The following is a 12,223-nucleotide window of genomic DNA, read 5'->3' on the forward strand; positions in this document are numbered from 1 at the left end:
TATTTATTTCAGGGAGGTCAAATGATTCATGGCCGAATTTGTCCCCGTCAGCAGCAAGCGCCGGAGGTTGACCTTCGGGCGCGCTCGGGATCTGGTAGAGATTCCGGACATGATCGAGGTGCAGCGTGATTCCTACGACTGGTTCTACCAGGAGGGCGCGGAGGTTGATATGCGCTCTCGGCAGGGCCTGCAGGAGCTCCTGAACGAGGTATTCCCCATTGAGAGCTACGACGGGTCGTTTGCGCTCGAATTTGTCCGCTACCTACTGGACGAGCCGACCACCGAGGAGGAGGAGGCGAGGCAGAGGGACCTCACCTGGTCTCGTCCTGTACGCGCCACGATAAGGCTTGAGAACAGGAAGACCAAGGAGCTCAAGGAGGAGGAGATCTTCCTTGGAGATTTCCCCGTGATGACCAGCAGGGGCACGTTCATAATCAACGGTACCGAGAGGGTTGTGGTGAACCAGCTCGCAAGGTCCGCCGGGGTCTACTTCTCCAAGGACGAGCAGACCTCGGGGCAGGAGGTCTACTCGGCCAAGATCATCCCCGAGCGGGGGGCGTGGCTGGAGTTCTCCTTCTCCCAGGGGGACTCGATCAACGTGAACATCGACAACAGGAAGAAGATCCCCGCAACCCTGCTGCTGAAGATCTTCGGAGCGTCGACGGACGAGGGGGTGCTCGACCTTCTCGGCGCGCGCGCCATCGAGAAGGACATAGCCGACGAGGACGTCAAGGGTCTGTTGGCCGCGGAGACGGTCATGGACGCCGACGGAGGGATGGTCATCCAGAGGAACAGGATCATCACCAAGGAAGGGCTCGAGGCCCTGTGGACCTCCGGGCGCACCAAGGTGCGCGTGTGGGACGCCATCAGATCGGTTGCCCTGACCCTTGAGAGGGACGGCGCGGTCAACGCCGACGAGGCCATAGTCGAGCTGTTCAAGAAGCTTCGTCCGAACGAGCCAGCCAGGATAGAGAACGCCAGGGAGTACGTCAACTCTCTCTTCTTCGACCCGAGGCGGTACAATCTTGGCCGGGTGGGCCGCTACAAGATAAACAGGGCGCTCGGCCTGTCCGTGCCGGAGGAGGTCAGGCTGCTTCAGCTGGAGGATCTGTCGAGGATCATCCAGGGGATAATCAGCCTGATGAACCCGGAGATGGAGGGGGACGACATAGACCACCTCGGCAACCGTCGAGTCCGATCCGTGGGCGAGCTTCTGGCCAACCAGATCAGGATCGGCCTTCTGCGCATGGAGCGGATAGCCAAGGAGCGCATGACCACCATACCCGATCTCGACGCCGCCATGGCGCGCGACCTCATCAACGTCCGCCCCATAGCCGCCAGTCTGCGCGAGTTCTTCGGCTCGGGGCAGCTTTCCCAGTTCATGGACCAGACCAACCCCCTCGCCGAGGTCACCCACCGCAGACGCCTGTCGGCACTGGGCCCGGGTGGACTATCGAGGGAACGCGCCGGGTTCGAGGCGCGAGACGTCCACTACACCCACTACGGAAGAGTCTGCCCGATAGAGACTCCCGAGGGCCCGAACATCGGCCTGGTCACGTCCCTTTCGTCGTACGCCAGGCTGAATGAGTACGGCTTCCTGGTCACGCCCCGCCGCAAGGTTGAAGACGGACGAGTCACGGGCGAGATCGAGTTCCTGTCCGCGGACGAGGAGGACGACGTCTACGTCGGCATGGCGAACACTCCGGTCGACGACGACGGCATGATAACCGACCTCGAGTGCTTCACCAGGTATCAGGGGAACATAGTATCGGTGCCCCGCGAGGAGGTCACCTACCTGGACGTGTCGCCAAAGCAGATAGTGTCGTCGTCGACGGCCCTCATACCGTTCCTGGAGCACGACGACGCCAACCGCGCCCTGATGGGCTCCAACATGCAGCGGCAGGCCGTGCCTCTGATAGCCCCGGAGGCCCCGATAGTGGGCACCGGGATGGAGCACCGGATCGCCAGGGACTCCGGATCCTGCGTCATTGCCCGCAAGGACGGAGAGGTCGCTTACGTCGACTCGGCCCGCATCGAGGTTCGCAGCGGTGCAGAGACGATATTCTACCCGATGGTAAAGTTCCGCAGGTCCAACCAGGGGACGATAATCCACCAGAAGCCGCTGGTCCGCAAGGGCGACTCGGTGACGGCGGGCGAGATCATCGCCGACGGCCAGGCGATCGAGGGCGGGGAGCTGGCCCTTGGCAGGAACGTCCTGGTCGCGTTCATGCCCTGGGAGGGGTACAACTTCGAGGACGCGATCCTTCTGAGCGAGCGCCTCGTGAAGGAGGACTTCTACTCCTCGATCCACATAGAGGAGTACGAGACCGAGGCCCGCGACACGAAGCTCGGCCCCGAGGAGATCACGCGCGACATCCCCAACGTCGGGGAGGACGTGCTGAAGAACCTCGACGAGGACGGCATCGTGCGAGTGGGCGCCGAGGTGTCGGCAGGGGATATCCTGGTCGGCAAGGTCTCGCCCAAGGGCGAGTCCGACCAGACCCCGGAGGAGAAGCTGCTCAGGGCCATCTTCGGCGAGAAGGCGCGCGAGGTGCGCGATACGTCGCTGAAGCTGCCCCACGGCGCGCGCGGTAAGATCGTCGCCGTCAAGCAGATGACTCGCGAGAACAGCCCCGACGCACTCGGGCCGGGCGTGAACATGGTCGTTAAGATCTACGTCGCGCAGCTGCGCAAGATCACCGTCGGCGACAAGATGGCCGGCAGGCACGGCAACAAGGGTGTCGTCTCGCGCATTCTTCCCGTCGAGGACATGCCCTACCTGCCCGACGGGACTCCCGTCGACGTAGTGCTCAATCCGCTGGGGGTGCCCAGCCGCATGAACCTCGGCCAGGTTCTGGAGACGATAATGGGATTTGTCGCCCTGCACAACGGGTGGATGGTCGCCTCCCCCGTCTTCGAGGGAGCGGACGAGGACGAGATCTTCAACCTTCTCGCGGGCATCCCGAAGGAGAAGTACCCGGATCTCACCAAGGACGGGATGACCACCCTGTACGACGGGCGGACGGGCGACCCGGTCGAGCAGAAAGTCACCGTCGGCTGCATGTACATGATGAAGCTGATACACCTCGTGGATGACAAGATCCACGCCAGGTCCATAGGCCCTTACAGCCTGATAACCCAGCAGCCGCTGGGTGGAAAGGCTCAGTTCGGAGGGCAGCGCTTCGGCGAGATGGAGGTCTGGGCCCTTGAGGGTTACGGGGCGGCCAACATACTTCAGGAGATGCTGACGGTCAAATCGGACGACATCCGCGGACGGCTGAAGACCTACGAGAGCATAGTCAAGGGACACAACCTGACCAAGCCGGGCGTCCCGGAGAGCTTCAGGGTTCTGGTGAAGGAGCTCCAGGGGCTGGGGCTCGACGTCGAGGTGAAGTACAGCGACGGCACCATGGGCGAGCTCCTTATGGAGGACGACGAGGACGACTCCCACTCCAGGCGCTATCCGCGCGAATCCTCGATATTCGGCGGAGAGGACGAAAAGCCGGCGGCCGAGACCCGCAAGAGCGTTAGCGAGAGTATATTCGAGGAGGGCGAGGTCGAGAAGATGGCCGTCATGGATCCGATTTTCGAGGAAAGCCTCCCGGCCGGCATGTCCATTGAAGAAAAAGGGGATGAAGACCGATGAGCCGGAGAGAGATAGTGGGAGTTCGGATCAAGCTCGCAAGCCCGGAGCGGATCCGCATACTTTCAAGTGGTGAGGTAAAAAAACCCGAGACGATAAACTACCGCTCGCTGAGGCCGGAGAAGGACGGCCTGTTCTGCGAGCGCATCTTCGGCCCGACGAAGAGCTTCGAGTGCGCCTGCGGCAAGTACAAGCGCAGCGGACCGAAGTTCAAGGGGATAGTTTGCGACAGGTGCGGGGTGGAGATCACCGACAACCGAGTGAGGCGCGAGCGAATGGGGCATATAGAGCTGGCCGCTCCCGTGGTCCACATCTGGTACCTCAGGGGGATACCGGGAAGGCTGGGCCTTCTGCTCGGCTGCACCACCAAGGACCTGGAGAAGGTGGTCTACTTCGCCCCTATCCGCCTGAGGGAGCAGGCCTTCAAGGTCGTCATGGAGGGCAGGCGGACCGACCTGGCCAGGAAGGGCGACATATTATCCGAGAGCGAGCTGCGCGTCCACGTCCACTACGACCCGAAGTTCAAGGCCGAGGAGGCCTGGCGCGTCTCGACCCTGGAGGACCTGCCGGTCAACGAGGGGGATGTGATCACCGCAAACCAGGTCTCGCGATACAAGACCGAGTACGGAGACGATCTGCTGAAGGTGGAGACGGCCTTCAAGCTGACGGCAATCCCCGAGGACTCGCTCTTCAAGGAGGGAGACATAGTCTCCGGGAGCGAGGTCGAGCGCCTCGCGGAGCGTTTCGGCGATACGCTCGAGACCGAGCGTGCGTTCGTGGGCAACTCGGAGGCGTTCATAGTGACAGCGGCTGTCCATCTCCCCTTCACAAGGGGGGACGTGCTATCCGACAGCGAGTGCAAGATGTTCAACCAGAAGTACCCGGGGCGCTTCACGGCTATAAGGGAGGTAGTCACGATAGAGGACCCGTGCTACCTCGTCACCGAGCCGGGGCTATCCCCGTTCGCCTTCGCTGACATCATCATAGAGCGAGAGCACTCCCTCTGCTCGTCCTACGACAAGAAGTTCTCCGCCGGCATAGGCGCGGAAGGGGTTCAGTCGCTTCTCTCCGTCCTGGACATGGAGCAGCTGGCCTCTTCCCTGCGCGAGGAGGTCTCGGAGAGCTCTGGGCAGAAGAAGAGAAAGCTGATCAAACGACTGCAGGTCGCCGAGGACTTCCGCAAGGGCAACGCCACTCCCAGTGCCATGATCCTGGAGGTGCTGCCGGTCATCCCGCCCGACCTGCGCCCGATGGTGCAGCTCGACGGAGGACGTTTCGCCACGTCCGACCTCAACGACCTCTACCGGCGGGTCATCAACAGGAACAACCGACTGAAGAAGCTGCAGGAGCTCAAGGCCCCGGAGATAATCATCCGCAACGAGAAGCGGATGCTGCAGGAGGCCGTCGACGCTCTCATAGACAACGGTCGCATGGGCAAGCCGGTGCTCGGCGCGGGGAACCGCCCGCTGAAGAGCCTCACCGACCTGCTTCGCGGCAAGAAGGGGCGTTTCCGCCAGAACCTGCTCGGCAAGAGGGTGGACTACTCCGGCCGTTCGGTCATAGTCATAGGTCCGCAGCTAAAGATCTACCAGTGCGGCCTCCCCAAGCAGATGGCCCTGGAGCTCTTCAAGCCCTTCGTCATCCGCCAGCTGGTCGAGCGAGGCCTTGCGCCGAACATAAAGAGCGCCAAGAGGATCATCGAGCGAGGCCGGGAGGAGATCTGGGGCATCCTTGAGGAGATAGTCAAGGACCACCCGGTGATGCTGAACCGCGCCCCGACCCTCCACAGGCTCGGCATACAGGCGTTCGAGCCGGTGCTCATGGAGGGAAAGGCGATTCGCCTGCACCCGATGGTCTGCACCGCCTTCAACGCGGACTTCGACGGCGACCAGATGGCCGTCCACGTGCCTCTCTCCATCGAGGCGCAGACGGAGGCCAGGCTGATAATGCTGTCGTCCAACAACCTACTGTCGCCCGCGAGCGGCCGCCCGGTGATGACGCCGACCCAGGACATTGTGCTTGGCATCTTCTACCTGACGGACGTGCGCGAAGGGCTTCCCGGCGAGGGCATGTACTTCAGCGACATAGACGATGCCCTGTCCGCCTTTCACCATGGAGTCACCAGGGTGAATACGAAGATCTACCTGCGGCGGAAAGAGGAGTGGGGGGACGTCGACGAAGTCGAGGGCAAGTGGCTGGTGACCTCGCCCGGAAGGGTAGTCTTCAACAGCCGCCTCCCCGAGCAGCTTCGCTTCATCAACAGGCAGCTCGACAAGAGGGACCTGGGTCAGCTTCTCGACCGGGCTTTCGACCTGGTCGACCGGGTCTCCATGGTCCACATGCTGGACAACATCAAGTCGCTCGGCTACCACTGGGCGACCGTCAGCGGCATCAGCTTCGGCGTTCAGTCGATCATAATACCCCCGGAGAAGAGCGAGCTCACTCAGAGGGCGATGGAACAGGACGACGAGCTCAAGTACGAGTACAACATGGGGATACTCACCGCCGACGAGTACCTCGTGCAGAAGGAGAGCCTCTGGTCCGAGACGTCCAGGGCAATCGCCGACAGCATCGTCGACCGAATGGACCGCACCAACCCGATCCGGATGATGATAGACTCCGGCGCCAGGGGAAGCCGAAGCCAGATGGGGCAGATGGCCGGGATAAGGGGACTGATGTCCGATCCCTCGGGCCGCATAATCGACTACCCGATAACGGCGAACTTCCGCGAGGGGATGAACATGCTCGAGTACTTCATCTCAACTCACGGAGCGCGAAAGGGACTCGCGGACACCGCTCTGAGGACCGCCAAGTCCGGCTATCTCACCCGCCGCCTCGTCGACGTCGCGCAGGATCTGATAATCACCAAGCACGACTGCGGTACCGACAGGGGCATAGAGATAAGGCCGCTCATGCAGGACGACAGGGTAATGATACCGCTTTCCGAGCGCATATACGGCAGGACGGCCCTTCTAGACATAACCCATCCAGAGACAGGCGAGGTGATGGTATCAGCGGGAGAATGCATATCCGACGAGAAAGCCAGGGCCATAGAGGCCGCCGGCATAGACTCCGTTCACGTGCGAAGCCCGTTGAGCTGCGCGTTGCGCCATGGGATATGCCAGATGTGCTACGGAATGGACCTCGCCACCAGGAAGGAGGTCCCGCTCGGCGAGGCGGTAGGAGTGGTCGCCGCCCAGTCGATCGGGGAACCCGGCACTCAGCTTACCATGCGCACCTTCCACACGGGAGGAGTGCGCCTGACGGGAGAGGACATCACCCAGGGTCTGCCGCGGATAGAACAGCTATTCGAGGTGCGGCGTCCCAAGAAGGTGGCATTCCTGGCGGGGATCGACGGCAAGGTGTCCGAGATACGAACGATGGAGGGCAAGCGCAAGGTCATAATTACCTCCGACGACGCCGAGAGCGGGGAGAAGGCTTCTCACAACATTCCCATAAACCAGAACCTGCTGGTGGAGGAGGGCGACGAGGTCGGGAAGAGCACGAGGCTGACCGAGGGCAACTTCGACCCGCAGCAGCTCCTGGAGGTGGAGGGGATCGAGGCCGTTCAGCGAGCCCTCGTCGACGAGATCCAGGACGTATACCGCTCGCAGGGCGTGTCCATAAGCAACAAGCACATAGAGGTCATCCTCAGGAAGGTCGCGCCGATCAACCGGGTCAGGATAAACGAGGAGGGGGACACCTCCTTCGTGTCCGGGGACATGGTCTGGACCGACGACATAGAGGCAGAGACGGCGAAGATACTAAGGGAGAACGAGAGGAACATTGAGGAGGCCGTGCGCCTCTTCACCGGTATGACACTGAAGGACGTCAGCTCCCAGAAGCCGGACGAGTCGGTGCAGAAGCTGCTGAACGAGCCGCTCGACGAGTCCGGCATAAAGGCGATACTCCGCCCCGGCATGATGATATCCTCCGTGACCCTGGAGGATCCCAAGGGAGTCGATTTCAACCTGGTGATAGGGGAGGCCGCCTTCAGAAAACAGCTGGAGGGGCTCGAGCTGATCTCCCCGTTCGTCTCGAGCGACGGAAAGGAGATAGGGCAGGGTACGGAGCTCACCCTCGGAAAGCTCGCCGTAATAACGGCCAACGACCCGACCCCGGTGCTGGTAAGGGACGGGGCGCTGCTCGAGAGGCTTGTCGACACAGCCTACTTGGCGGAGGACATCGTCGTGGACGGAAAGGTCGTCGCGAAGGCCGACAGGGTGTTCACCGCTGACGACGCCCTCCTCTGCAGGGAGAGGGACGTCAGGATGGTGTCGGTGTGGCACTCGGTGGAGAGGATTAACCTGCAGGACATCCTCGAGGCCAGCCTCAAGGACAAGTGGGGACGCCCTCTGTCAAAGGCGATAGACAACGACGGGGAGGCCATCTCCGACCTGCCCCAGCTGGTCGACGAGCGAATAATCAGGGGGATTCTCGAAGGACGGATAAGCGCCGTGGAGATAGAGGGCGCGATACTGTCGAGGGACCGCTTCATAAACGATCTGCTTATCGGCGCTGTCTACGGAAAGGTCCTTCTGGAGCCGGTCGTCGACTTGAGCGGAGAGGTGATCGCCGAGGCAGGCCAGGAGGCCGCCCAGGCGACGATAGACAGGATAGCCGCGGCAGCGGCCCTGCCCGGCGGCCTGAGTTCGGGAGTGGGGGAGCTGGTAATGCGCCCCATCGGCGGACACAGGAAGGACGACATGAAGATCATCCAGCGCGTCACCTTCGTGAGAAAGCTACGCGAGGGGGCCACGGTGAAGCCCTTTGTTCATGGCATCACCAAGGCCGCTCTCGCAACGGACAGCTTCCTGAGCGCCGCCTCCTTCCAGCAGACGGCCCAGGTGCTCGCGGGTGCCTCGGTCAAGGGGGACATCGACCCGCTGGAGGGCCTTAAGGAGAACGTGATAATCGGTCATCTCATCCCGGCCGGGACCGGGGTGGAGCGCTTCCAGGAGAAGGGCGAGAGATTCAGGACTCTCTGTCCCGGGGATTGAGGGGAATAGGGCGGGCACGGCTTGACTTTTTCCCGTCCTATTTGATATCATGCCGTGGTGCTTCCGGCACGGGAGGGATTTCTGTTGCCTTTAAACGAGCTCGCAGTGCCGAACAGGTTAACGGGAGAGAGACAGGTCAGGCGAGCCCTCAGGGCGGGAAGGCTGGTCAAGCTTTTCATAGCCGAGGATGCGGACGCCTCGGTGATAAGGGGCCTTGAGGAGGAAGCGTTGAATGCGAACATTCCCGTCGAACGGGTGGAGAGCATGGTGATGCTCGGAAGGGCGTGCGCCATCTCTCGAGGAGCGTCCGCGGCGGGGATCGGTTCATAGAGGGATCCTGCGCCCCGCGGAACGGTGAACAAGTTCCGCGGGCTCAGGAGCGAAAAGGACACAAGGAAGGAGGAAGTTGCGTGCCAACGATCAATCAGCTGATACGCCACGGTCGCCAGAGAAAGAGACAGAAGAGCGACTCCCCCGCGTTGCAGGGGAATCCGGCTCGCAGAGGGGTCTGCACGAGGGTATATACCGTAACCCCCAAGAAGCCGAACTCGGCTCTGCGCAAGGTGGCCAGGGTTCGACTCACGAACGGCATAGAGGTCACCTCGTACATACCGGGGATAGGGCACAACCTGCAGGAGCACTCTGTCGTCCTGGTCAGGGGCGGCAGGGTCAAGGACCTCCCCGGAGTGCGTTATCACATCGTCAGGGGAACACTCGACTGTGGGGGCGTGGAGAACCGCAAGAGATCCCGCTCCAAGTACGGCGCTCGCAGGCCCAAGTAGGCTTCGCGGCAGGTTTTGTTCACGAGGAGGGGTTGACCTATGCCGCGCAAGGGGCATGTAAAAAAAGTGGAGACAATGCCGGACACTAAGTACGGCAGCATCGCGCTGGCGAAGTTCATCAACAGCCTGATGCGGGATGGCAAGAAGAGCATAGCGGAGCGGATCATGTACGAGGCGCTCGACATAGCGGGCGACAAGCTGCAAGTCGAGCCGTTCGAGGTCTTCAACAAGGCGATGGAGAACGTCCGGCCGCTGGTGGAGGTGCGTCCTCGCCGCGTGGGCGGAGCGACCTACCAGGTCCCGGTGGAGGTGCCGCCGGAGAGGGCCCAGGTCCTGACGATACGCTGGATACTGAATTACGCCAGGGCCAAGAAGGGCATCCCGATGGCCGACAGGCTGGCCAGGGAGCTCATGGACGCCTACAAGAACGAGGGCGCGTCCATCAAGAGGAAAGAGGACACCCACAAGATGGCGGAGGCCAACCGCGCGTTCGCCCATTACCGCTGGTAGTGGCGCGAACGGCGAAGGGTCGCCGTTTTACGAAACGAGGCTTGGTGGCGGGAAATGCAAATTATCGACATGAAAAGAATACGCAACATCGGGATCGCAGCGCACATCGATGCTGGTAAGACCACTACCACCGAGCGCATTCTTTTTTACACGGGAAAGAACTACAAGATGGGCGAGTCGCACGAGGGCTCGGCCACTATGGACTACATGGACCAGGAGCGGGAGAGGGGCATTACCATAACCTCCGCTGCGACGACATGCATCTGGCGCGATCATTATGTCAACATTATTGATACGCCCGGCCACGTGGATTTCACCGTGGAGGTCGAGCGGTCTATGAGAGTGCTCGACGGAGCGGTCGCCGTCTTCTGCGCCGTGGGCGGGGTGGAGCCCCAGTCCGAGACTGTATGGCGGCAGGCCGACAGGTACCACGTGCCCAGGCTCGCGTTCGTCAACAAGATGGACCGGGTGGGCGCGGACTACGTCAACGTGATACAGGGCATCAGGGAGAAGCTGGGGGCGAGACCGCTCCCGATCCAGCTCCCCATCGGGGCGGAGGAGAGCTTCGTCGGAGTGATCGACCTAGTCGAGTCCAGGGCGATCCTCTACATGGACGACCTTGGCACCGACCCGCGCGCCGCGCCTATCCCGCCGGCGCAGGCCGAGGAGGCCGCGACCGCGCGCGAGGCGATGCTGGAGACCCTGTCCGACTTCGACGAGGATATCATGAGCGCCTACCTGGACGGCAAGGACGTGCCGACGGATGTCATCAAGAGGGCGATTCGCTCGGCGCTCATATCCCTCAAGATCGTCCCGGTTCTCTGCGGGTCGGCCTTCAAGAACAAGGGAGTTCAGCCGTTGCTTGACGCTGTTGTGGACTATCTCCCCTCTCCGGTGGACCTTCCGCCCGTCAAGGGCATAGATGCGGTCACGGGCGAGGATTCGTTCAGAAAGAGCGACGCGAGCGAGAAGTTCTCGGCGCTCGCCTTCAAGATCGCCGTCGACCCGTTCGTCGGAAGGCTGGTGTTCACGCGCGTGTACTCGGGAACTCTCTCAAAGGGCGGCTCGGTCTATAACACGAGCAACAACACCAGGGAGAGGGTGGGGCGCATCCTCAGGATGCACGCCAACAAGCGGGAGGAGCTGGAGGAGGCCACTGCCGGCATGATAGTCGCCCTGCCGGGGCTGAAGAACACCCGCACGGGGGACACCCTATGCGACGAGGGCGCTCGGATTCTGCTGGAGGACCTCGTCTTCCCGGAGCCGGTCATCCACCTGTCGGTCGAGCCGGCGACGAAGAACGACAAGATAAAGCTTACCAAGGGCCTCGCGGCCATGTCCGAGGAGGACCCGACCTTCCGCGCCCGCACCGACGAGGAGACGTCGCAGACGATCATCTCCGGAATGGGAGAACTTCACCTCGAGGTGATAGTGGACAGGCTCAAGAGGGAGTTCGGCGTCGACGTCAGGGTGGGGCGCCCCCAGGTCGCGTACCGGGAGGCGATAAGGACGGCCGCCAAGGGCGAGGGCAGGTACGTGCGCCAGTCGGGCGGACGGGGCCAGTACGGCCACGTCGTGCTGGAGCTGGAGCCGCTGCCCGACGGCAGGGGTTACGAGTTCGAGGACAGGATAGTCGGAGGCGTCGTGCCCAAGGAGTACGTCGCAGCCGTCGAGAAGGGCCTCGAGGAGGCCATGAACAACGGAGTCGTCGGAGGATACCCGGTGATCGGCCTTAAGGCCATACTGGTGGACGGCAGCCATCACGAGGTCGACAGCTCCGAGATGGCGTTCCGCATAGCGGCCTCGATGGGCTTCAAGGATGCCATGAAGAAGGCGGGCCCCGTGCTGATGGAGCCGGTGATGGCCGTCGAGGTCGTCACCCCGGAGGAGTACGTCGGAGACGTTATCGGCGACCTCTCCTCCAGGCGGGGACGCATCGGGGGCATGGACACGAGGATGAACACCACTGTTGTCCGGGCCTTCGTCCCCCTGTCCGAGATGTTCGGCTACTCCACTGATCTTCGAAGCAAGACTTCGGGCAGGGCTTCCTACTCGATGCAGTTCGACAGCTACGAGCCCATGAGCCAGGAGCTGGCGGATAAAGCGCTTAAAAGCTGAAGCAAGGCAATCCTATTGTAAAAAAAGAGAATTATTTTTAGGAGGGAACAACCAATGGCAAAGGAGAAATTTGAGAGGACCAAGCCGCACATCAACATAGGCACGATAGGTCACATCGACCACGGCAAGACGACGCTCACCGCCGCTATCACCAAGTGTCTGTCGACGTC

The 12,223-nt window shown here is 62.0% G+C and carries 7 protein-coding genes; all 7 read left to right on the top strand.

Going from position 1 to position 12,223, the window contains the following annotated elements; translation table 11 throughout:
* The first annotated feature begins 28 nt into the window (after positions 1-28).
* On the top strand, positions 29-3,646 hold the full coding sequence (rpoB, locus tag GX181_07065; GenBank protein ID NLM71701.1) for a DNA-directed RNA polymerase subunit beta: 3,618 nt from the start codon (positions 29-31) through the stop codon (positions 3,644-3,646).
* Positions 3,643-8,643 (top strand): DNA-directed RNA polymerase subunit beta', encoded by a 5,001-nt coding sequence (gene rpoC, locus GX181_07070; GenBank protein NLM71702.1) that lies wholly within the window; start codon positions 3,643-3,645, stop codon positions 8,641-8,643. Before rpoB ends, rpoC begins: the two co-directional genes overlap by 4 nt.
* Positions 8,644-8,727: 84 nt before the next feature.
* Positions 8,728-8,973: a 50S ribosomal protein L7ae gene (locus tag GX181_07075; protein ID NLM71703.1), complete on the top strand. Its 246-nt coding sequence runs from the start codon at positions 8,728-8,730 to the stop codon at positions 8,971-8,973.
* A gap of 80 nt (positions 8,974-9,053) precedes the next feature.
* Positions 9,054-9,425, top strand: a complete 372-nt coding sequence (locus tag GX181_07080; protein NLM71704.1) for a 30S ribosomal protein S12 — start codon at positions 9,054-9,056, stop codon at positions 9,423-9,425.
* 39 nt (positions 9,426-9,464) lie between these two features.
* Complete coding sequence (rpsG, locus tag GX181_07085) at positions 9,465-9,935, top strand: 30S ribosomal protein S7 (protein ID NLM71705.1); 471 nt, start codon at positions 9,465-9,467, stop codon at positions 9,933-9,935.
* Positions 9,936-9,989: 54 nt separating this feature from the next.
* Positions 9,990-12,053, top strand: a complete 2,064-nt coding sequence (fusA, locus tag GX181_07090; GenBank protein NLM71706.1) for an elongation factor G — start codon at positions 9,990-9,992, stop codon at positions 12,051-12,053.
* A gap of 54 nt (positions 12,054-12,107) precedes the next feature.
* Positions 12,108-12,223, top strand: a 116-nt coding sequence (locus tag GX181_07095) for a hypothetical protein (GenBank protein ID NLM71707.1), incomplete at its 3' end; no start/stop codon positions are given.

Source organism: Synergistaceae bacterium, from assembly GCA_012521675.1.
Classification (GTDB): domain Bacteria; phylum Synergistota; class Synergistia; order Synergistales; family Aminobacteriaceae; genus JAAYLU01.